Annotated in this window: 19 protein-coding genes; 15 read left to right on the plus strand and 4 right to left on the minus strand. The window is 44.2% G+C overall.

What is annotated here, in order from left to right:
* Position 1 precedes the first annotated feature (1 nt).
* The 15 genes from F0145_RS18185 (at position 2) to F0145_RS18255 (ending at position 14,512) form a co-directional block, all read left to right on the plus strand.
* Complete coding sequence (locus tag F0145_RS18185; RefSeq protein WP_150090565.1) at positions 2–1,378, plus strand: BNR-4 repeat-containing protein; 1,377 nt, start codon at positions 2–4, stop codon at positions 1,376–1,378.
* Between the two features lie 269 nt (positions 1,379–1,647).
* Complete coding sequence (locus tag F0145_RS18190; RefSeq protein WP_150090567.1) at positions 1,648–3,597, plus strand: heparinase II/III domain-containing protein; 1,950 nt, start codon at positions 1,648–1,650, stop codon at positions 3,595–3,597.
* A gap of 320 nt (positions 3,598–3,917) precedes the next feature.
* Complete coding sequence (locus F0145_RS18195) at positions 3,918–5,120, plus strand: glycoside hydrolase family 88 protein (RefSeq protein ID WP_150090569.1); 1,203 nt, start codon at positions 3,918–3,920, stop codon at positions 5,118–5,120.
* A gap of 426 nt (positions 5,121–5,546) precedes the next feature.
* Complete coding sequence (locus F0145_RS18200; protein ID WP_150090570.1) at positions 5,547–7,097, plus strand: hypothetical protein; 1,551 nt, start codon at positions 5,547–5,549, stop codon at positions 7,095–7,097.
* A 104-nt stretch (positions 7,098–7,201) separates the two neighbouring features.
* A complete protein-coding gene (locus F0145_RS18205) occupies positions 7,202–7,435 on the plus strand; it encodes a hypothetical protein (RefSeq protein WP_150090572.1) in 234 nt (77 codons plus the stop codon).
* Positions 7,419–7,721: a type II toxin-antitoxin system RelE/ParE family toxin gene (locus tag F0145_RS27035; RefSeq protein WP_150090574.1), complete on the plus strand. Its 303-nt coding sequence runs from the start codon at positions 7,419–7,421 to the stop codon at positions 7,719–7,721. The genes F0145_RS18205 and F0145_RS27035 overlap by 17 nt, the downstream gene beginning before the upstream one ends.
* A gap of 155 nt (positions 7,722–7,876) precedes the next feature.
* A complete protein-coding gene (locus F0145_RS18215; RefSeq protein ID WP_150090576.1) occupies positions 7,877–8,119 on the plus strand; it encodes a DUF433 domain-containing protein in 243 nt (80 codons plus the stop codon).
* On the plus strand, positions 8,103–8,426 hold the full coding sequence (locus F0145_RS18220; protein ID WP_150090578.1) for a DUF5615 family PIN-like protein: 324 nt from the start codon (positions 8,103–8,105) through the stop codon (positions 8,424–8,426). The genes F0145_RS18215 and F0145_RS18220 overlap by 17 nt, the downstream gene beginning before the upstream one ends.
* 80 nt (positions 8,427–8,506) lie before the next feature.
* A complete protein-coding gene (locus F0145_RS18225) occupies positions 8,507–9,742 on the plus strand; it encodes an alginate lyase family protein (protein WP_150090580.1) in 1,236 nt (411 codons plus the stop codon).
* 82 nt (positions 9,743–9,824) lie between these two features.
* Positions 9,825–10,694, plus strand: coding sequence for an alpha/beta hydrolase (locus F0145_RS18230; protein ID WP_150090582.1), 870 nt, complete (start codon positions 9,825–9,827; stop codon positions 10,692–10,694).
* Positions 10,695–10,841: 147 nt separating this feature from the next.
* Positions 10,842–11,240, plus strand: coding sequence for a VOC family protein (locus tag F0145_RS18235; RefSeq protein WP_150090584.1), 399 nt, complete (start codon positions 10,842–10,844; stop codon positions 11,238–11,240).
* Entirely contained in the window at positions 11,237–11,935 is a 699-nt protein-coding gene (locus F0145_RS18240; protein ID WP_150090586.1) for a uracil-DNA glycosylase family protein, read from the plus strand. The genes F0145_RS18235 and F0145_RS18240 overlap by 4 nt, the downstream gene beginning before the upstream one ends.
* Before the next feature lie 229 nt (positions 11,936–12,164).
* Positions 12,165–13,052, plus strand: coding sequence for a hydroxypyruvate isomerase family protein (locus F0145_RS18245; RefSeq protein ID WP_150090588.1), 888 nt, complete (start codon positions 12,165–12,167; stop codon positions 13,050–13,052).
* A 526-nt stretch (positions 13,053–13,578) separates the two neighbouring features.
* Positions 13,579–14,064, plus strand: a complete 486-nt coding sequence (locus F0145_RS18250; protein ID WP_150090590.1) for a hypothetical protein — start codon at positions 13,579–13,581, stop codon at positions 14,062–14,064.
* Between the two features lie 232 nt (positions 14,065–14,296).
* Positions 14,297–14,512, plus strand: a complete 216-nt coding sequence (locus tag F0145_RS18255) for a hypothetical protein (RefSeq protein ID WP_150090592.1) — start codon at positions 14,297–14,299, stop codon at positions 14,510–14,512.
* A 122-nt stretch (positions 14,513–14,634) separates the two neighbouring features.
* Here the strand turns inward: F0145_RS18255 and F0145_RS18260 are convergent, their stop codons facing one another.
* The 4 genes from F0145_RS18260 to F0145_RS18275 all read right to left on the minus strand — a co-directional run bounded on the left by F0145_RS18260 (position 14,635) and on the right by F0145_RS18275 (position 22,014).
* Complete coding sequence (locus F0145_RS18260) at positions 14,635–15,474, minus strand: TIM barrel protein (RefSeq protein WP_150090594.1); 840 nt, start codon at positions 15,472–15,474, stop codon at positions 14,635–14,637.
* Between the two features lie 143 nt (positions 15,475–15,617).
* Entirely contained in the window at positions 15,618–18,092 is a 2,475-nt protein-coding gene (locus F0145_RS18265; protein ID WP_150090596.1) for a hypothetical protein, read from the minus strand.
* A gap of 1 nt (position 18,093) precedes the next feature.
* The gene (locus F0145_RS18270; RefSeq protein ID WP_150090598.1) at positions 18,094–19,233 is read right to left on the minus strand and encodes a DUF4249 domain-containing protein; all 1,140 of its coding nucleotides are present in this window, start codon (positions 19,231–19,233) and stop codon (positions 18,094–18,096) included.
* Between the two features lie 6 nt (positions 19,234–19,239).
* Positions 19,240–22,014: a TonB-dependent receptor gene (locus F0145_RS18275; RefSeq protein ID WP_150090600.1), complete on the minus strand. Its 2,775-nt coding sequence runs from the start codon at positions 22,012–22,014 to the stop codon at positions 19,240–19,242.
* Positions 22,015–22,021 lie beyond the last annotated feature (7 nt).

Here is a 22,021-nt window from a genome sequence, read left to right on the forward strand (position 1 = left end):
CATGGGTAAATTTAAAAGCTGGTGTTTATTAGTCGGGTTGTTCGTGCTGCTGATTTCAGTAGGAGCAAAGGCGCAAACCAAGCGGGCAGACGGGTATAAAGGTATCTGGTTTACGTTGGGGCAGTTTTCGGAGTACGGCGATAAATATTCCGGCGGTTTAGGTACTTATACCGCTAACCACATTCCGGTAGCTATTTACGCGCCAGCGGTGAAAAAAACCTTTTTCGTGTACGGCGGCACCACGCAACAAAACGAAAAACACCTGCTCATTATGTTGTCTTACTACGATCACCGGAAGGGCGTGGTACCTAAACCGGTTATTGTGTACGATAAAATGGGCGTGGACGATCCGCACGACAATGCTTCGCTTTCCATTGATGAACAAGGGTATATCTGGGTATTTGTGAGCGGGCGGAACACTTCGCGGCTAGGGCTAATATTTAAAAGCCGTGAGCCTTACCAGATTAGTGCTTTCGATAAAATATACGAGGACGACATGACTTACCCGCAGCCCTGGTGGGTACCCGGTAAAGGGTTTATCCATATGTTTACCCGCTACACTAAAGGCCGGGAGCTGTATTTTGCCACCAGTCCGGATGGGAAAACCTGGGCCCCTGCCCAAAAACTGGCGGGCATGGGCGGCCATTACCAGCTTACCAACCAACACGGGAATAAACTGGTTTCGGTGTTTAATTACCACCCCGGCGGCAACGTAGATAAGCGTACCAATATTTACCTGGTGCAAACCGAAGATATGGGTAGAACCTGGAAAACCATATCGGGTAAACCCGTTGTTATTCCTTTAGCCGATTCGCAGCACGAAGCCATCGTAAAAGATTACCAGGCCGAAGGCAAGCTGGTTTACCTGAATGACCTGAACTTCGATAAAAATGGCAATCCCGTCATATTAGCCGTGGTGAGCCGCCACTTTCAGCCCGGCCCCAAAGGCGACCCGCACGAGTGGGTAATTATTAGTTGGGAAAACGGCCAATGGCAATTCCGGAAAGTCTGCGAATCGACGCACAACTACGACATGGGTTCGCTTTACATTAAAGGCGATTACTGGGGAATTATTGGCCCCACCGAACCAGGGCCGCAACGGTACGGTACCGGCGGCGAAATGGCTTTGTGGGTGAGTAAAGATGGCGGCAAAACTTGGGCAAAGCAGCAACAAATTACGCAAAACAGCCCGCGTAACCACTCGTATGCCCGTCGTCCGCTAAACGCCCATCCTGGTTTTTACGCTTTCTGGGCCGACGGCAACGCCGACAAATTCTCAGAATCGAAGTTATATTTCACAAACAAGAAAGGAAATAAAGTTTGGGAACTGCCTTACCAAATGGAACAGGATTTTGCCAAACCCAAAAGGTTAAAATAATGAAGCTATCTAATGAAATATTATTCGCTGTTAAAGAGCAGCCATTTCCCTTTCCTCGGTTTGTGCCCTCACAAACCGAAAGAAAGCCGGTAGCTAAAGTTATGCTACAGGTCTGTGAGGGCACAGACCTTGGTGACTGGAATATTTAAATAATATAAATCAAAGGTCTAATATCCAACGTCTTGCTACCAACGTCCAATAAAAGCTACCAACGTCCAATTAAAAATATCCACCACAAATAATTGAATCAACCAAACTTAAAATTTCACATGAAAAAAATATTATTGGTTTTTGTGCTCTTCTGGGTTTGCGGAGTGGGCTGGGCGCAGGATAAAAACTTGCTTAGCGGCAAATACACGGCAGAAGAAATAAAAAAGATTTTAATTCCGCAGGCCAGTTGGGAGCCTTTCCCGAAGTTGCAGAACCGTAGCGGCTGGTCTAAAGCCGACCAAGCGATGATGCAGGCGTACGTAAAAAAGGCGGAAGGCTATCTGAATTACGAATGGCCTTATATACCAGCTACCAAATCGCTGCTCTTTGTACGCACCGGCGACCGCGACGAGTACCAAACCATCAGTTTCAAGAAAAGAGAAGTACTGGGAATATTGCTGCTAGCCGAAATTCACGAGAACCAAGGCCGCTTTATCGACCCGATTATTGATGGTGTTTGGTCTATATGCGAGGAATCTTTCTGGGGCGTGCCGGCGCACTTGTCGCAAGGGCAATCATATAGCGGCTTAATTAATACCGCTGAACCGTTTGTAGATTTATTTGCCGCCGAAACAGGTACTTATCTGGCCTGGGTCGATTATTTTCTGGGCGAGAAATTGGATGCGGTTTCGCCCGAAATCCGGAAAAGAATTTACAACGAAACCAATGCGCGCTTGTTTAAACCGCTTATGAACAAGCCGCACGGCTGGATGACGAAGACCAAGAACGGCCGGGCGCCGAATAACTGGAATCCTTGGATTTGCTCGAACTGGTTAAATACGGCTTTGTTGCTGGAAAAAGACGAGCAGAAACGCACCGCTATGGTGTTTAAAACCTTAGATGTACTGGACGAATTCCTTAACCCATACCCGCAGGATGGCGGCTGCGACGAAGGTCCGAGTTACTGGGGTGCCGCAGCGGCCTCGTTGTACGATAATATTTCGATGCTGAACCTGGCCAGTAAAGATGCTTTTGCTTATGTGTACCAGGATGCAAAATTCAAAAACATGGGCAAGTTTATTTTCCGGGCTCAAATCAGCGATAAATATTTTCTCAACTTCGCCGATGCCGATCCGCAGCCCAAAATGTCGGCGAACATGATTTACCGCTACGGCAAAGACATTAAAGATGCCGATATGATGCGCTTTGGGGCTTATTACCGCGAACCCGAAAATGGTTCTGTTGGCCGTTTCCATTATTTCCGGAATTTCTTTGCGCTGTTTATGCAGGAGGAATACCAGAAAGCCAAAGGCGGTTTGCCGCTCCCCAAAGATGTTTGGCTGCCCGATTTGCAGGTAATGGTCGCCCGCGATCAGGCAGGCACTACCAAAGGGTTGTACGTAGCAGCCAAAGGCGGCCACAACGACGAAAGCCACAATCACAACGACATTGGCAATTACGTGGTGTATTACGACGGGCAACCGCTGCTGATAGATGTGGGTCGGGGAACTTACACGAGCAAAACCTTCAGCAATAAACGCTACGACATTTGGTACAATTGCTCCGACCACCACAACGCACCTACAGTAAACGGCAAAACCCAATTGCCGGGCAGCCAATACAAAGCCACGGGCGTAAATTACAATGCCGGTAAAAACTTTGCCCAGTTTTCGCTGGATATCGCCAAAGCTTACCCTGCCGAAGCCGGTATTAACAGCTGGCAGCGCACCGTGCGGTTAAACCGGGGTAAAAACGTGCAGGTAGCCGATGTTATTAACCTGAAAGACGCCGGCGAACTCACCCAGCATCTGATGACCTGCTACCCCGCCGAAGTAAGAGCGCCCGGCGAACTGGTTATTCATTACAGTCCGAAAGAAGGTAAAGCCCGCGATTTTGTAATAAAATATAACGCCAGCCAAATGCAGCCTACCGTAGAAAAAGTAAAACTCACGGCCATGGAAGACAAAGGCATTATTCAGAAATGGGGCGATACCATTTACCGCATCAACTTTAAAGTAACGCAGCCCAAAACCCAGGATAAGCTCTCTTTTGAGATTGCAGCGCGGTAAAATACCAGCTTATGGCCGGGCAAAACCAAACTTTGGTTCTCCCGGATACTTTCTCTAACTTTATTAAATTTAATACTACTATCAAATAGAGAATGCGCTTAAATAGAGAATGCTTTTAAAAATGAATATTGGTCATCCTGAGCTTGTCGAAGGATCTATAACAGCATTATAAAGTAGATTATAGCTACTTCGACAAGCTCAACATAACTACAATAAGTGAAGCACTTAACTAATTAATAAGAGTATAAATTTTCCGATTAAAAAGAATAAAAATTTATTTCCACCATTACTAATAGCTTAAATTATTTACCAAATCCATCATGAAAATTTCTTATAAACTAATGGCCGTGCTCGGCCTGATTTCCATTTTTGCTTTTGTACAGTATGCCTCCGTTCCGGTGAAAAGTGCCATGCAAGCCGTTCAGGTGCATTTAGCCAACATGGCCAAAACCAACACCGACTTAACCAAATATCCCCGTTCTACTAAAAAAGACGGTACTATTGCCACTACTGCTTCGCGCGACTGGACCAGCGGTTTCTTCCCCGGTTCGTTGTGGCTAACGTACGAATATACCAAAGATAAAAAATGGGAAACGCTGGCCCGCCAGTGGACCGCCGGCTTAGAAAAAGAGCAGTTTAACAAAGGAACCCACGACTTAGGCTTTATGATTTTCTGCAGCTTTGGCAATGGTTACCGCTTAACCAAAGATCCGAAATACAAAGACATTATTATTCAGGCTTCTAAATCGCTGATTACCCGTTTTAATAAGAAAGCCGGCGTTATCCGGTCCTGGGACCACAACCGCGATAAGTGGGATTACCCGGTAATTATTGACAACATGATGAACCTGGAAATGCTGTACTGGGCTTCTAAGCAAACCGGCGACCCGATTTATGCCAATGTGGCCACCACCCACGCCTTAACCACGCTTAAACACCATTTCCGTCCCGATTACAGCAGTTTTCACGTAGTAGATTATGATACCCTAACCGGCCAGGTGCGTAAGAAAACCACCCACCAGGGCTACTCCGATGCTTCGGCTTGGGCCCGTGGCCAAGCCTGGGGCTTATATGGCTACACCGTTACTTACCGCGAAACCAAAGACCCGCGTTTCCTGAAACAAGCGCAAGCCATTGCCGATTTCTTCATCAACCACAAAAATACGCCGGCCGATAAAATTCCTTACTGGGATTTTGATGCGCCTGCCCGGGCCGATTTACCCCGCGATGCTTCCGCCGCCGCTATTGCCGCTTCTGGCTTGTTGGAGTTAAGCAAATATTCCGGTGCCAAAGGCGAAACCTACAAAAAAGCGGCTTCGCAAATGTTAGCCAGTTTAGCTTCGCCGGCTTACCTGGCCAAAGCCAACACCAACAATAACTTTGTTCTGATGCACTCTACCGGCCACTTACCCAACAACTCCGAAATAGATGTACCCCTGAACTACGCCGATTATTATTTTATTGAAGGCCTGATGCGCTGGGAGCAAATGAATAAAACCAAAGCGCCAGCGAAAAAAGGATAAGCAAATTAGTTTTCATTAACGGCTGTTGCGCAAAAGCCTAAGAATTGGAAGTTCAAGTAACCCACTCGTGTCATTCTGGGAATCCGAGGATTCCGGGAGGAAACTATTTAGTTCCCCGCCAAATAGTTTCCTCCTGAATGACAGAAGTGGATTTCAAAGACTAATCAGAAGCATACAGTTTGATTTTGCGTAACAGCAGTAATTTACAGCTTGTTGATTTTATCGTTGACAAGCGTTCAGGGTAGAATATTCGCAGGTTAAAATAAAAGAGCCGGGTAACTCCGGTTTTTTTATTTTATGCTTGCTGCTTTATGGTGGCTTTACTATATTGTTAGGTACGTTTATTATTCCACTTTGGACAGATTAACGCCAAGAATGTGTATGTAAAAAGGTTAGTGGAAAGCCTAAAAGATGACACGGTAAGAAATGGAAATCTGGCAATACATAGAAATTTTAAGAAGACCGAACAAGACTTGGTTTTTCTCTAAGGACAACACCGAAGAGAAAATTAATGCCTTGACAAAAATAGCTAGTAACGGCTATCCAAGTCTTATATACAGCTTAACTGATTATCTTAAAGACAGTAATAAAGAAATAAGAGAAACTACTTGCAGGACAATCATTCACTTATTTAAGAAGATTGACAATAAAAAAGAATATTACGATACTCTTAAACACTGCAACATTTCGAAAAGTGATATTGACTTCTATGAAGCTAATTTTCCGACAGAGCAGTATGTTGAGTTGTTGGCAATTAGTTCATTAAACGGAAGTGGTTATATTCGAGAAAAAGCTGTCAAAAGACTTTCACAAGTTAATAATCGAAGAGCTATCAAGTTTTTAATTTATAGATTGGCTGATTGGGTTTTGCCAGTTCGACAAGAAGCACTTAAAGGAATTGAGATTTACAAAACAGGTGCATACATTGATAGTCTTATTGAAAACTTGCCAATTATTACATGGCTTCAAAAGGTTGAACGGACTGACTTAAGCGGAGTTTATCAAGAAATAATTAATTTTATTGCTTCAGAAAACAGAAATTATGTAATTACTAATTTCAGCAAGTATCCCGATAAACTAAGATTGATTTTAGCTAAACATATTTCAAGTTCTTTGATTGATATTTCAAAGGAATTAAAAATATTTCTAACCGATAAACATTTTCTGATAAGAAATTTGGCTGTTGACCACTTTGACAAACTTGAACAAAGTGAAATTGACCAATTACTAAATGACAAGTCAGCTAGAGTCAGATTTCAAACTCTTCTTTGTCTAAAGAACCGAGACGAATTTGAAAATGTCGTTAAAAACTATTTAGCTGACAATTCAGCTACAATAAGATATTTTGCAAGATTTACGCTAAAGCAAACAAGTATTAACTTTGCTGACTTTTACAATAAAAGCTTACAAGTTGGTAATCAAGTAATTGGTTCTCTCATTGGACTTGCAGAAGTTGAAGCAAAACAATACTCAAAAAATGTAAAAAACTATTTAAACGACAATAAAATAAAGATTAGAAAGACAGCTTTTTTAGTCCTGTGTAAACTTGACGAAGAAAATGCTTATGAATTTGCTTTTGCAAACCTTGATAGTTCATATGTTGGACTTAGAAACGTAATCATTGACTTTTTATCACTTGTTCCGAGACAAGAGGTTTTGGCGAAGGCAAGAGAAATTTACAAAAACGGCAACTACGAACTAAAAAGATCAATGTTGAATCTTTTCAATAAAATTGGCGGATGGATAACAATCCCTGACTTAATGATAGGAACCGTTGACGAAAACGAAAACATTAGACAATTGGCTTGGCAATATTTACAAATATGGAAAGCCAGAGCAGTCAGATTATTTTCAGCCCCTAAACAAGAAGAAATAGAAAGAGCAAAACGGATTTTCAACTTTGCACACGAGACACATGAAGATAAACAATATTTTATAACAAATCCGTTAAATGGGCTTGACTTTTACTTCAAATAAAAGAAGGTCTGTCACCTACACGCAAACCGTTAGGAAACTAGTCGGGAAAGAAAAGGTATAAGGATTCCCAACTGAAAATGTTAAATCCTGTAAAATAAACTGTTATGAATATACAAGCAGAAAAATTAAAGCTTATAGAATGGCTTGCCGGAGTTACAGACCAGACCGTAATAGAAAGAATTAAATATTTAAAGGAGAATCAACCGGCAGAAGCTGATTGGTGGGAAGAAATTACCCAAGCCGAGAAAGATGCTATTGACCAAGGGCTAGACGATGCCCAGAATGGTAAAGTAACTGCTCATGAAGAAGTAAAGAAGCGTTATGAGAAATGGCTATAAAGTAGTCTGGACAAACAAAGCCTTAGCCAATCTTGACAATATTATTAAATATTTAACGGACAACTGGACGGAAGTAGAAATAGCAAAATTCTTCCGAAAGCTCGATAACAGGATAAATATCATTGCACAACGACCTCTTCTTTATCCCTTAACGAATAGCAGAAAGAACGTTAGACGTTCTGTTTTGACCCCTCAAATTACCATCTATTATAGAATAAATAAGCAGGTGGTTGAAATTATAACGCTCTTTGATAATAGGCAGAGACCTTCTAAATTAATACTATAAAACCAATATGCTGCTTAATAGTGCCTTTACTACAACCGTGTTTAAATGCTTAAGTTAAGATTTATTCGGTTTGCTTTGGGTGGTTATACTAAGCCGGGACGCAAGGCACAAACTAAAGAATTACGCTACTTTACTTAAATCATAAATTTAGTATAATGACAAATATCAAAGACTACATCAGTATTGACCAAAAAATATTAGGAGGGCAACCCGTTTTTAAAGGAACCCGAGTTCCAATAGAAACCCTTTTCTTTCATTTAGAAAAAGGAGTTTCTTTAGACGAGTTTTTAGAAGATTTTCCTTCGGTAAGCAAAGAACAAGCAGTTAGTGTATTGGGAATTGCCGAAAAAATAATGACTTCTAAAAATATTGAAAAGCTGTATGAAGCTGCTGCTTGATGAAAACTTACCCAAGCGGCTAAAACTTGCTTTTTCGGAACATGAAATCTACACAGTTCACGACAAAGGCTGGGCCGGAAAGAAGAATGGAGAATTAATGAAGCTATTAATAGCCGAGAACTTTGACGCTTTATTCACCTTCGACAAGAATTTGCAGTACCAACAGAACTTTAAAAAGTATGCTGTTCCTGTTTTAGTACTTAATGCTACTGACAATACTTATTTAACATTGAACAAACTGGTGCCCAAAACCAAAGAAGTTCTCAACGAAAAACTAGTACCTGGGCCCATAATTATTAGTGAATAAGAGTAAGCCTGTTTCTAATAAAGTGTATACCTAATTTCCACTCTGCTTATTTATCATTTCTTTAAGGCGTTTTAATAAATATGTTTCTTATAAAAACCAATAATTTGTTGCGCTGGTTTGTCTTTTTTCTCTTAATCCAAACAACAATAACCGCCGCTTTCCCAAAAGAAACCAAAGCACCACGGCTATTTATTCTAAAACCGGCGGCTTTAGAACTAGCGGCTAAAAAACTAAAAGCCGGCGATGCCGCTACTACCGCTGCTTACAAAAAGCTGATAACCGAAGCCGATAAAGCTTTGCAACTTGGCCCCCTTACGGTAATGCACAAGCAAATTATACCACCCAGCGGCGATAAGCACGATTACATGAGCGTAGGCCCTTACTGGTGGCCCGACCCCAGCAAACCCAACGGCTTGCCTTACATCCGGCGCGACGGCGAAGTAAATCCGGAACGTACTAAAAACGGCGACAACGATGAACTGAAACAGATGCAGGAAGCGGTAATGAATCTGGCTTATGCTTATTATTTCAGCCGGAACGAAAAATATGCTACGCACGCGGCCACCTTAATCCGCACCTGGTTCTTAAACGAAGCCACGCGCATGAACCCCAACTTAAACTATGGGCAAGCTATTCCGGGCATAACCCAGGGCCGGGGCATTGGCATTATCGATACGCATTATTTCCCTTACCTGGTAGATGCTGTTGGTTTACTGGCGGGCTCCAAAGCCTGGACCAAAGCCGACCAGCAAGGCCTGGAAAAGTGGTTTGGCGAATATTTGAATTGGCTCTTGAAAAGTCCGTTGGGGGTAGACGAAGCCGATGAGCATAACAACCACGGCACCTGGTACGATGTGCAAGTGGCCTCTTTTGCACTGTTTTCGGGTAAGCCAGATTTGGCCAAAAAAATACTGGAAGAAGTAAAAACCAAACGCGTTGCCACGCAAATTAAGCCCGATGGTTCGCAGCCCCACGAACTGGCCCGCACTCTATCGTTTAACTACAGCACCATGAACCTGCAGGCATTTTTCGATTTGGCTTCGCTGGGCCGCCACGTAGGCGTAGATTTATGGCATTACAAAACACCTGATGGCAAAGGCATCCGGACCGCCATCGATTATTTTCTGCCGTTTATTAAGGAGGAGCAAAAATGGCCGCATCAGCAAATAAAAGCAATAAATTATGCCGGCGTTTTGCCGTTGCTGCTGGAGGCTGCCCGGCAATATAAAGACCCGCGTTACACGGCAGCCGTTGCCAAAATATCCGGACCCGCTACTACCGGCAATAAAGCTTTTCTGCTGAACCCGGTAAATTAATGGCTTTTATATGCAGATTTGGGTTTACGCGCTTATCTGCTTAACATTGCTCTATAACTTGCTAATTTCTTTTTATTACCCGATGAAATTATTTAAAAGTACCCTCTTTGTTTTTTTGTTTCTAACAACTTTCAGCTCGTGGGCGGCTAAGGTAGATACCCTAACTATTCAGAGTGCGGCCATGAATAAAACCTGGCGGGTCGGAGTAGTGGTGCCGCAATCGTATAAAAAAGCCAAAATGGCTTTCCCGGTGTTGTATTTATTGCACGGCTACAGTGGCAATTTCCGCGATTGGCTTACCAAAACCCCGGATAAGGAATTACTGCACCGCATGGCCGATAAATACAACATGATTATTGTAACGCCCGACGGCGGCTTTAGCAGTTGGTACCTCGATAGCCCCCTGGACAAAGAAACCCAGTTCGAAACCTTCATCACAAAAGAACTAGTTGACCGGGTAGATAAAGATTATCGAACAGTTAAAACCCGAGAGGGTAGGTTTATTTCGGGCCTGAGTATGGGCGGCCACGGTGCTTTGTATTTGTCGGCGCGCCACCCGCAACTGTACAGCGCGGCCGGCAGCATGAGCGGCGCGCTCGATATTTCGGGCCTCGAAGCCAAAAACCTGAACCAGAGCATCGAAAAATTACTCGGCCCGAAAGAACAAAATCTGGAGAAGTTTAAAGCCAACTCGATGGTGTACCTGGCTGACCAACTAAAAGCCAACGACGTAAAAATATTTATTGATTGCGGCGTAGACGATTTCTTAATTGAGAGCAACCGCGAATTGCACCGCCGGCTGGTTTACAACAAAACTCCCCACGAATACATAGAACGGCCCGGCGCTCATACCTGGCCTTACTGGGGTTATGCCTTAGAATACCATTTATTGTTTTACCAGAAAGTTAGAGAAGGCAATAGCCCCTTGCCCCCGGCTTCTGCCAAGAAATAAATACCGCCTGCTGTTTAATTAAACAATGTATTAACTTACCTGAGAATTTTTATTTAAATAATTCATAATTCATAATTCATAATTCATAATTCATAATTCATAATTCATAATTCATAATTCATAATTCATAATTCATAAATTAACCCTATGCTCTTTCAGGGATTAAGAACCGTTATTTACCACGTGCCCGATTTGGCTAAAGCCAAAGCCTGGTACAGTGCTGCTTTAAATATATTGCCTTATTTCGATGAGCCTTTTTACGTGGGCTTTAATGTGAGCGGCTTTGAGTTGGGCCTCGACCCCGATATACCCAAGGTAACCACCGGCAGTAATGTAGAGGCTTACTGGGGCGTGCGCAATATTAACGAAGCCTACAAAAGCTTAATCGAGAAAGGAGCCCAGGAGCATAACCCAATTCGGGAAGTTGGCGGCGGCATTTACGTAGCTACCCTGCTCGACCCTTTTGGCAATATTTTCGGCATTATCCAAAATCCGCACTTTGGCCAAAGTTCAGAAGAAACTAGTGCGCATTCCAGTTTAGCATGACCGAAACATTTGCCGATAAAGTAATCCGGTTTAACCAGAACCTCCAATTTACGGGCACGTTACCGGCGGGCATCAGCATTATGAACCCTTTCCGGGAAGACGAGAAAATAATGCCAATATCGTCGGCGTTTTACCACAAGTTTTACCACGATACGAATCCGCGCCACATGATTCTGGGCATTAACCCAGGCCGGTTTGGTGGCGGCGTTACGGGCGTTCCTTTTACCGATTCTAAAAGGTTGAAGAACGAATGTAGCATTGCTTACAGCGGCAAAGAAACCCACGAACCTTCTTCGGTTTTTGTGTACGATGTTATTAAAGCTTACGGTGGCCCGGCAGCGTTTTACCAGAAGTTTTACATTAATTCTATTTGTCCGTTGGGCTTTACAGCTACGGGTAAAACCGGCAAAGAAGTAAATTACAATTACTACGATAGCCGCGAACTAACCGCTGCCGTGTACGATTTTATTATTCAGAGCATTCGGCAGCAAATAGCTTTTGGTATTAACACCAATATTTGTTTTTGTTTTGGCACCGGTAAAAACGAAAAGTTTTTGCGCCAGCTCAACGCCGAGCAAAAGTTTTTCCAAAATATTGTGGCTTTGGAGCACCCGCGATTTGTGATGCAATACAAAGCCCGCTCCAAAGAAGTTTACATCAATAAATACCTGGCTGCCTTTCAGCAGGCAGCCTAATTCTTGTTTAAATATTGGGGTGGCCTGTAACTATTTAGTTTTCAATTACTTTAAATTTTATAATGCGTATGATATTTTATCAGCAATATTTTAAGCTTGGCCCCGCATCGCGATAAAACAGAAGCAAAAACAACCCTATTTAAAAGTAATTTCTTTTGTTTTTATCTATAAATAGGTACTTTTAAAGAATTTAAGTTTTGCAATTAATATCCCCACGAATAAAAAAAACATGACTAATAATTCACGTCGTATGGCTCTGAAAAAAATTGCCGGTACTGCGGCGGCCGTAAGTGTAGGCGCTTCGCTTACCAACCGCCTGGAGGCCGCAGATGCAATAATGGGCGATAAACTGAAAGGTAAAATCAATCACTCGGTTTGTCGCTGGTGCTACGAAAAAATTCCGTTGGAAGACTTGTGTAAAGCGGCCAAAAATATTGGTTTAACTTCCATTGAACTGGTAGGCCCCGAGGAATGGCCGGTGCTGAAAAAACACGGTTTAACCTCGGCTTTGCCCTGGGGAGCCGGTATGGGTATTAACAAAGGTTTTAACGACCCCCAACACCACGATGCTTTAATAAAAAGCTACGAAGAAGTAATTCCGAAAGTGGCCGCTGCCGGTTTTAACCAGATTATTTGCTTTTCGGGTAACCGCAACGGCATGGACGATGAAAAGGGAATGGAAAATGCCGCCATTGGTTTAAAGCGCCTCATGTCTACGGCCGAGAAGTACAAAGTTACAATGGTAATGGAGCTGCTGAACAGCAAAGTAAACCACAAAGACTACATGTGCGATCGTACCCACTGGGGAGCTGCTTTAGCCGATAAAATTGGTTCGGACCGCTTTAAGCTGCTCTACGATATTTATCACATGCAAATTATGGAAGGCGACGTAATTGCCACCATCAAAAAATATCAGAAATATATTTCGCATTACCACACCGGCGGCGTACCAGGGCGTAACGAAATAGATGAAACCCAGGAATTATATTACCCAGCCATTATGAAAGCTATTGCCGAAACCGGCTATAAAGGCTTTGTGGCGCAGGAGTTTATTCCCAAACGCGAAGACAAGCTGGCTTCCTTGAAGCAAGGTGTGCAAATTTGCGATATCGCTTAATTCCTAAATAATAAAATATTCAAACGCCCCGACTGGTATTCCAGTTGGGGCGTTTTTGTTTATATATCCAAAGCAATATTTTATTCTTCAATTTCTTGTAAAATTACAGCCAAGCGTGTCCGTGTGTGAAATTAACCCTTCCGCCCTCCGGGCACCTTCCCTAAATTAGGGAAGGAGTTGCAGAAGAGCCAAGGCTAATCAAGCTTGCCGCTTAATAAAGCAGTATAAATTATTGCCGCTTTGCCCTTTCTGTCCAGATAATCGGTAGCTACTGGGGGCTCCCCTCATTGGCTAAGGAGGGGCAGGGGTGGTTTGATTTATTTCCATACCAGTAATCTAAAAGAAAAATGCCCGAAGTCCGCAAGCAAACTGCAGCAGTTAGAGCGGCGAGTGCCTTTTAGAAGATGCGCTTCTAAGTTTCCGGTGCATAAGGCCGAGAATCTTATTTCTGAAAATTTTCCTCATTTTTATACACCAACGCTTTAGCTGCGTAAAAGAGCAGGTGTTAACCCTAAAAGAAAAAATAATGGAAGATAAAAATAAGAATATAGATACTGATACCATTAAAGGTGGTACGAAACGCGCGAACCAAGCCGGTAACCTGGGCGATGATGTGCCGAACGAAACGGACAACGTGTTACGGATGGGAGCCGCGGCCTTAACCGGTATGGGCGCCGAAAGCCAGGTAGAAAGAATGAGCAGCGGCGGCGATAGCTTCCGGGCCATTGGCGGCAGCGAAGGTTATACCGGCGACGATACCAGCGGGGGCGGCGCTGACCCTTACTACGATGAGAACGAAGATGAAGAAGGCAGCGGCACTGGTTCGGGCGTAGGAGCCGGAGCAGGCAGGCCCGGAGGCGGTACCGGTAACGATTTAGCCGGCGAAGAAGGCTACGACAGAGAGGCCGATGGTGGCGGCGGAGCCGGTATGGGTGCCGGCGGTTTAAGAAGAGGCGACAGCAACCGGCCCGATACCAGCGCTTCGCCGGGCGGTTTAGGCTCCGAGGAGTAGTTTGGCCAAACGGGTTTCTGCCTGTCTAAACTTGTCTATTTAAGGCAATATTTTTGAAGAAGTTCTGCTGAAGATTTTAACGGTTTAGCCGTTGACAGCGATTAATTTTAGTTGCGAGTAGTAGCCTCGGCCATTATATTTTAATAATGTAGCTTTTTAAGAACCTGATTATCAAATATAAGTAAATAATAAGGTGGCAGACTAATCTTGAGAAACCTTAAAATTTGAACTTATGAAACAGCACAGCAGGAAGAACGAAACGGAACAGAAAGATAACCCTGGTTCAGAAACTAATAAGCGGCACACGGAGCAACCAATAGAAAGTGCCAGCCGCTTGCCGGGTGATAAAGCAGATAATGCAGCCGCTCAAACTAAAGGCGACCGTGGGAGCGAAATTGCCCGCGATCCCGAAGGACGACCCGGTAGCTTTGGCATAGATGATTTTTAGCCCGATTTTTTCTGATCTAAACAAAACAGGCTGCCAATAAAGCAGCCTGTTTTGTTTAAAAATAATACAAAAGGTTTAGAAACACACTCTTTTAAGAAGTTCAGGACTAAAAATATTAAACACTAAAAGTTCAGCTTCTTTAAAAAATCAATATTGTGTTTTACGCTGGCCATTGGTTCGCCGGCGTATTCTTCTTGCTCTATAAAAAAGTATTTCATACCCGATTTTTGTGCGTTCTGGAACATGCGGGTAATATTAATCCGGCCTTTGCCAAACTCGGTGCTTTCTTCTTTGGTTTTGTGCATATCCTTTAAATGCCAGAGCGGGAAACGGTTGGGATATTTCTCGAAATATTTTACCGGATCGTGACCGGTTACAATTACCCAGCCCAAATCCAGTTCCATTTTTACCAGGTTCGGATCGGTTTGGTCCAGCAGAATATCGTACAATATTTTGCCATCTGCTTTCTCAAATTCGTACTCGTGGTTGTGGTAGCCAAATACCAGGTTGGCTTTTTTACAGGCTTCGGCGGCTTTGGTAAAAGTTTCGGCTACACGCTGGTAATTGCTCACGGTTTGGCCCTGGCTGGGCAACGACGAACAGATTAAATATTGCTGCCCCGAGGCGGCGGCTTCGTCCACGGTTTTTTGCCAATCTTTATCAATATGTACGTGGCCGCTGCGCAGGTTCATGCCCAAGTCGCGGGTTACTTTTTTTATTTCGGCGGCGCTTAAACCATAATAGTGGCCTTTCTCACTTCTCGCCGATTCCAGTTCTTTGTAGCCCAATTTGGCCAGTTGCTTCAGGGTACCTACGGCATCGGCTAACATTTCTTTCCGGACGGTATACAACTGAATGCCCACATTATTAGGTACTTTGGCTGCCTCGCTGGCGTAGGGCTGCAATAAAGCGCCTAGCGCCAACGCACCGGATGTCTTCAAAAAATCTCTTCTGGTTTTCATGGGTGGTGGTAATTTTTATGCTGAATATTTTAACTGAATAGAAATATTGGTGCGCGGTAAGTTTTTAGCTGCAGCAATATAGTTTGATAAGCAAAATATATAATTCGATTCGGTAAGCCTGTTTTTATTTGCTTCACGTATTTCTATAACGCGGTTTTCACGACTAACGGTATGGTTACGCTGCCGGCTTGCCCGTTAGTATTCATGCCTTGTATCACTACTAAATAATCGCCGTCTTGGTCGGAGGTGTAAAACTGCGCCTGGTGTTGGCCGTTGGTGCCCATTTTAAGCTCCGGTTTCCAATATAATAAATTTCTGAAGTCGGGCAGGCGGCTTTGCTGCTGCTGGGGGGTATCGTAAACCGGGGCATAAAATTCGCGGGGTATTTGTAACCCTTCGTACTCCTGCAACAAGGCGCGGGCATCTACCGGGAAACCAGCTAAATCGCCGTGGTAAGTAGTATAGCTCACGACGCCATCGTAAATCTGCGACCCCTGAAAATACCGGCTGGTAACCACTTCCAGTTTCTGAATTTTAAGCGGATCGAAAGCCATTAATTTGTTTATATTAAATACCGGCACCCCGTCGAGTAAAACCATGGGACTGGTCTGGAAAAAGACTTTGTTAATGTGGTCGAGGGTTAAAAAATGAAAACCATCTTTGCGGATGCGAACCATAACGCCCGGCACATATTCCCGCATTACTTCTTCCATTACCTTAAAACGGGTAAAATCATCGAGTAAATATTTCTCGTCGGGCTTGCCGTAAAAAGGCAAACTATCTACAGCCGGTAGTTGCACCAGTCGCTGATATTTATCGTAATAGGCCTCTTGTACTTGCATTTGCAGGTGGCGCAAAGCTATTTCGGGGCCGTGGCGTTCGGTAATATTTAAGTTTGATATTGGCTGCGCCGCGTATTTCGACGAAAACGGACTGAATATTTCAAAATGATACAGGCTGTCTTTGGCAAAATTGCTTTGCACCACAATTTCTTTCGGGCCATAAAAATCTTTTAACTCAAACTGAATTAAGCCTTTGGCGTTGCTTGTAGCATTATAAAGCCGGATGTGCTTGCTCGGGGCTGCCAGGTAAGTAGTAATATTCGGAACCGCCGCGCCCGTAAGCCGGTCGGTAACTTTGCCGCGTACAAGCGGGCCGTTTACTTCAGGAATAAATTCTGGTATTGCCTGATTTTTAGCAAATATTTCGGGCCACCGGAAACGACGCCAGCCTTGGGTAAGCAGCAAATTATCGAGGGCTTCGCGGGCTTGCGAATTATTTTCCTCGAAATAAAAACTTGGGTTCTCGATGGTGCCGGTTAATTCAGAAGTTAGCCACAAATAATCCTGAATATTAACAGTGGGTGGGGTTTGCAGCGAATCGAGGCGGTAAACGGCCACAGATAAATTGGCCGGGGAAGTTGTGCCGGCTGTTACTGGCGTGGCAATATCTAAGGTTATTTTTTGGCGGGTACTGTATTGGGCTTTATCGGTTTTGGCCTGAATAAGTAGTTTTTGGGTAGTTGGTTTAAAATACAGGCGTTCACAAATTGGTTGTTTGCGGCTGTTAAAAATAGTCAGGTGCGAAATGCCTTCGCCTAAAGCGCTTTTAGTTAAAGTAAAACTTGCCTGATTTTGGGCTAATATTTCGGCTTTGGCTACGGCATTATTACCGCGGGTATGCGCCAGCAAATAAATAAGCTCAGCGGGGTTAGCACTGTTTTGGCTGGCTTGTACGGTTATTTTCAGGCTTTCGGGCGAACTATCGTCGAGGTGCATTACGTAGCCTTGTTCCTGTACGGCGGGTAAGTTGCGGGTTAAGGTACGGCCATTTGGTAAACGTAGTACGGCCTGGTACTGGGTTTGAGCAGCGGGGGTAAAGCTGAAATTGCCCATGCCAAATTTAAAAGACTGGAACTGCGCCACGGTTTTACCGGCCGGGTCTTTTATTTCGCCCGCAAGGTTAACGCCTTTGCCGGTGTTGTTGGTAATTTTAAAAGCAACTTTGCTCGTTAAGCCTTGTACCAGGTGGCCACCTTCCGGAAAAAACTGAATTGCGTAAACCGCTGAATCTTTAACCGGTTTGGTATCTAGTGGGCGGGAGGTATTTACAATTGTAATGGGCTGCTGAAAATAAAATTCCGGACTTTGGTTTTTCATCCAGTTGGTGTAAGCCCGCACCATATAATTGCCTGCATTTAAAGTTACCGGTACTACCAAAGAGCCGTGGCCGGTGCCTTCCTGTAAAGCAATTTTGGTCTGTAATACTGCTTGCTTATTCGGCCCGATTACTTCTACATAAGCTACTTTACTCAGGTTTAGAGGTTTGTTTGCTGCGCCATCTACCGCGTATACTTTAAACCATAGGGTTTCGCCGCACACGTATGTAGGCCGATCCAGGTGCAAAAATAATTTCTCCTGCACATGCTGTTGTTGATATTGCTGGAAGTGCCGCGATATACGACTCAAAGAATCGGCCTGCCCAAACGATGGTAATACGGGTAACAACAAAAATAATAAGGCCAGCAAGCCGTTGTAGCCAGCTGGTAAACAATAGTTGGTTTTTAACAGCACTGTTTTTGTAGTATTTACCTGGTTCAGATTATTTAATCTTCGCATATTATTCCCAGAAATCAGGTTTTACATTGGTACCGCGCACCCGGCAGTCAACGCAATCAGCCGAACTACCCGTATAGCCAACTAAGGCTCCCATATCGCTTCTGACTTCGCCAATCGGTAAAAAATGGCCTGATGCAAAATTGGCTGGTACATCCTTTACTATTATCGTATCGAGTTGGCAAAAATCATATTCGTTTAGAGGGCGCCAGTTAGTAGGCAACTGCGAACGCCCGATAAATATTCTTTTTACCTGTTCCGAAGCCACACTTACAAAGCCAATTACCGGCTCGGCGGGGTTCGAAATACATTGAATATTGCCGGTAAGTTGGGTGGGCAGCGGGTCGAACAAGGTGCCAATATTTTCGGTGTTTTTTTTCAGGGTTTCGGCATACTCGTAGGCTTCTTTGGTTTGGGCGTATTGCTTCACCAGAATGCTGTATTTGTATTTTAATTTAACTGAAGTATTCGGAATCTTGGTTAATGGAAATTCGCTTACCACATCCTGACTAAGTTTAGCCGTAGAAGCAATGTTAACGGCGGTGGAGTTACTGCCACGGTAGCAAAGGTTAATATTTTCGCGCCGGTCTACCATATCAAAATTTATGTATTCTAAAGTACTGTAAAAAGGCGTCGTAAATTGCCAGGTTTCTTCAAATTTCCAGCGGTAATAGCGGGTGTTTAGCTCCGGGTCGTGGGTATTTACATAAATTTGCAAAGCATCAGCTTCGGCTTTAAACGAAATACTATCAATGGGCGGCGTTCTTTTATTATCCTGGTAAGCCGAGGCGTATTGCTTGCCATCGGCCGTCCGGATGCGGAGCCGGTAGCGTTTAGCCGGTTTTAGTTGCAATGGCTGACTAATATAATTACCGTTTGGGCCTTCGGCTAATTCGTACTGCAAACCGCCTTCTTCTTCAATAAGCACTTGCGCACTGCTTTCGCCGGGCGGAATATTGGTGCCATCGAGGTTAACGGTGCGCGACAGCCGGATAGCCGTAGGGCCATTGCTGTTAATAAAGCCGTCTACTACCAGGTAATTATTAGGCATTTGTATTACATCTGGCTGATAGGGTTCTATGCAACTGCTGAGGCAACTAAGTAAAAAAACAAAAAAATAATAAGTGGAATATCGCGCAGACATGCTTTATTAAAATTTGAAATTATAAGTAAGGTTAGGAATAGGCCGGCCGAAAACCGATAATTTATAGCCGTTAATGCGGCCGTTTTCGGTTTTAAAGTAAATGGAATAAGGATTTTTTCGCCCGGTCAGGTTATAAATACCCAAGGTCCAGGAGCTGTGGGCCAGCTTACGCACTTTATGGTTACCTTCAATATTTAAGGCAAAGTCGGCGCGGTAATAATCGGGTACACGGTATGCATTTCTATCAGAATAATAAACCCGCATGGCATTATCGGCAAAGTAGCGGGCTAACGGCAAGGTAATAGGCCGGCCGGTGCTGTACGTAAAGTTTAACGACGTGCTAAACCGGCGGCTAAACCGGTAATTGCCAATCATGGTAAAATCATGTGGTTTATCGAAATTGCTGGGGTAATATTTGCCGTTGTTGATTACATCCGAAGATGCCGGCTGGTTTACCCGCACCAACGACCGGGCATAGGTATAGCTCACCCAACCGTTTATTTTGCCGGTAAGCTTTTTTACCATGAGTTCCACGCCGTGGGCTTTGCCTTCGGCATTAATTACATCGGTTTCGAGGTGATGATTTAATAAAAGCGTGGCGCTGTTTTTATAATCTACAAAATCGTGCATGTTTTTAATGTAAGCTTCCACGGAGGTTTCAATGGTATTGGCTCTGAAATTCCGGTAATAACCAATGGCGTATTGTTCGCCTACCTGCGGCCGGATGTGGGCATCGCTGAGTTTCCAGATATCGGTCGGCGACATAGAAGCCGTGTTTGATAGCATGTGAATATATTGGCGCATGCGGTTAAAACTTACTTTTACCGAAGAATTATCGGAAAGCGAATATTTAGCCGAAAGCCTATATTCCGGCCCGTGATAATTAGCAATTACATCGCCTTTGTTATACATAAGGGTATCGGTAATGCTGTTGGTCGTTTTGGATATTAAAGGCGCGTATTGGTAGGTTTCTCTTGGCCCCAATGCCTGGTAAAGCGAGTAGCGCAAGCCCACACTCACCGATAAACGCTGCGAAACGTCAAACTTATCCGAAAGATACACGGCACTTTCGCGGGCTTTTTCCCGGTCCAGCACATCGGGCGTTATCAGCGACTCTGGCCCAACCGGTTGCAGGCTACCCGCGGCTACGTTGTAACGAATGGTACTCACCCCAAAATCAAACGTATGTTTGGCACTATGAAAATAATTAAAATCGGCCTGAAGCTGTGTTTGGTCAATGCCGTAGGTTAATTCAGAAGCGTTTACCGGGTTGAGTTCGCTGGTAGCGGCGTAATCGTAATGGCTGTAGCTGCCGGTAAGTACGCCGTATAGTTTGTTGTTAAATATATGTTTCCATTTGGCGCTGCCGGTCCGGTTAGAATAATTAAACAAGGTATCGCCGCCCAGTTTAAATTTATCGCGGCTAAGGTAGCCGGTGGCGTACAAGGTGTTGCGGTCGTTTATTTCGTGGGTCAGGTGGGCATTCAGGTCGTAGAAAGAAGCTTTGCTTTGGTTTAAAACCGAATTGGGCAGTTTGGTTAAAAGCCAGTCGGAGTAAGTAGAGCGGCCGCCTACCAAGAAAGAAGTTTTATCTTTTATAATGGGGCCTTCTAAGGTAAGCCGGCTGGTTAACAAACCAATACCGCCGGAGCCGGCCAGTTGTTTTTTGTTGCCGTCGCGGGTAGCAATTTCCAGCACCGACGATAACCGCCCGCCGTATTTGGCCGGCACCGCACTTTTATACAGTTCCACGGTTTTTAAAATATCGGGGTTAAAAGCCGAAAAGAACCCGAATAAATGCGACGGATTAAAGATGGTAGCATCGTTAAATAAAATCAGATTCTGGTCGGTGGCGCCGCCCCGCACGTTTAAGCCGGTGCTGCCTTCGCCCACCGATTTTACCCCCGGCAACGTAAGTACCACCCGTAAAATATCGGTTTCGCCGAAAGCCGTGGGTACTTGCCGCATGGTTTTAATATCCAGTTTTTCGAGGCCCATTTGCATACCGGCCACGTTTTTGTCTTTCTCGGCTTCTATTACTACTTCTTTCAGCGGGGTAATATCTTCTTCGAGTTCAATATCCAGTTTGCCGTTAGCGTTTAACTGCACTTGGCGGCGGGTATTTTTCAGGCCCAGGCGTTTAATTTTTATTTCGTGGCGGCCTACTGGCAAGGTTAAAGAATAATACCCAAACTGGTCGGTGGTGGTGCCAATCAGCGGCGATTCGATGTAAACGGCGGCGCCAATAACCGGTTCCCCGGATTTACTTTCGCGGATATGGCCGGCCAGGTTAGCTTTGTCGGCGGTGGAAGCGCCCGTACCAATGGTGTAAAGTTTTAGTTCTGATTGGTTTATATTCCGGGTAGGGGAAGCAATTCGGCTGGTAGTGGGTGTTTTGTTGTCCGCAATGGGCGCCGTGGTGGTATTCCCCTGGAAAAAATCGGTGGGTAAATTAGGATTAATTTCGCGACCTTTAATAATAAATACCCGGTTATAAGCATCCAGGGCAAAGCGGAAATCGGTGTTTTGAAATACCTGTTCCAGCACCTGCGGTAAAGTTTTTTCAGATACCACCAGGTTTATTTTCAGGCTATCTACCTGCGCCGGATCGAAATAAAACCGGCGGCCGGTTTTGGTTTCCAGTACCCGCGCAAAACTTTCGAACGATAAATTCTGAAAATCGCCGCTAATGAGTTTGGTTTCGGTAGATTGGCCTTGTGCCGCCGAAAAGCTAATGAAAAAGCCTAGCAAAAAAAGTAAGACGCGGTAAAATTGAGGCATGAGCAAA

It is taken from the genome of Adhaeribacter rhizoryzae (genome assembly GCF_008629685.1).
GTDB classification, from domain to species: Bacteria; Bacteroidota; Bacteroidia; order Cytophagales; family Hymenobacteraceae; genus Adhaeribacter; species Adhaeribacter rhizoryzae.

Excerpts from the sequence above, each read along its gene's own strand:
- F0145_RS18185 (WP_150090565.1), top strand. The coding sequence starts at position 2 with ATGGGTAAATTTAAAAGCTGGTGTTTATTAGTCGGGTTGTTCGTGCTG.
- F0145_RS18190 (WP_150090567.1), top strand. The coding sequence starts at position 1,648 with ATGAAAAAAATATTATTGGTTTTTGTGCTCTTCTGGGTTTGCGGAGTG.
- F0145_RS18195 (WP_150090569.1), top strand. The coding sequence starts at position 3,918 with ATGAAAATTTCTTATAAACTAATGGCCGTGCTCGGCCTGATTTCCATT.
- F0145_RS18200 (WP_150090570.1), top strand. The coding sequence starts at position 5,547 with ATGGAAATCTGGCAATACATAGAAATTTTAAGAAGACCGAACAAGACT.
- F0145_RS18205 (WP_150090572.1), top strand. The coding sequence starts at position 7,202 with ATGAATATACAAGCAGAAAAATTAAAGCTTATAGAATGGCTTGCCGGA.
- F0145_RS27035 (WP_150090574.1), top strand. The coding sequence starts at position 7,419 with ATGAGAAATGGCTATAAAGTAGTCTGGACAAACAAAGCCTTAGCCAAT.
- F0145_RS18215 (WP_150090576.1), top strand. The coding sequence starts at position 7,877 with ATGACAAATATCAAAGACTACATCAGTATTGACCAAAAAATATTAGGA.
- F0145_RS18220 (WP_150090578.1), top strand. The coding sequence starts at position 8,103 with ATGAAGCTGCTGCTTGATGAAAACTTACCCAAGCGGCTAAAACTTGCT.
- F0145_RS18225 (WP_150090580.1), top strand. The coding sequence starts at position 8,507 with ATGTTTCTTATAAAAACCAATAATTTGTTGCGCTGGTTTGTCTTTTTT.
- F0145_RS18230 (WP_150090582.1), top strand. The coding sequence starts at position 9,825 with ATGAAATTATTTAAAAGTACCCTCTTTGTTTTTTTGTTTCTAACAACT.
- F0145_RS18235 (WP_150090584.1), top strand. The coding sequence starts at position 10,842 with ATGCTCTTTCAGGGATTAAGAACCGTTATTTACCACGTGCCCGATTTG.
- F0145_RS18240 (WP_150090586.1), top strand. The coding sequence starts at position 11,237 with ATGACCGAAACATTTGCCGATAAAGTAATCCGGTTTAACCAGAACCTC.
- F0145_RS18245 (WP_150090588.1), top strand. The coding sequence starts at position 12,165 with ATGACTAATAATTCACGTCGTATGGCTCTGAAAAAAATTGCCGGTACT.
- F0145_RS18250 (WP_150090590.1), top strand. The coding sequence starts at position 13,579 with ATGGAAGATAAAAATAAGAATATAGATACTGATACCATTAAAGGTGGT.
- F0145_RS18255 (WP_150090592.1), top strand. The coding sequence starts at position 14,297 with ATGAAACAGCACAGCAGGAAGAACGAAACGGAACAGAAAGATAACCCT.
- F0145_RS18260 (WP_150090594.1), bottom strand. The coding sequence starts at position 15,474 with ATGAAAACCAGAAGAGATTTTTTGAAGACATCCGGTGCGTTGGCGCTA.
- F0145_RS18265 (WP_150090596.1), bottom strand. The coding sequence starts at position 18,092 with ATGCGAAGATTAAATAATCTGAACCAGGTAAATACTACAAAAACAGTG.
- F0145_RS18270 (WP_150090598.1), bottom strand. The coding sequence starts at position 19,233 with ATGTCTGCGCGATATTCCACTTATTATTTTTTTGTTTTTTTACTTAGT.
- F0145_RS18275 (WP_150090600.1), bottom strand. The coding sequence starts at position 22,014 with ATGCCTCAATTTTACCGCGTCTTACTTTTTTTGCTAGGCTTTTTCATT.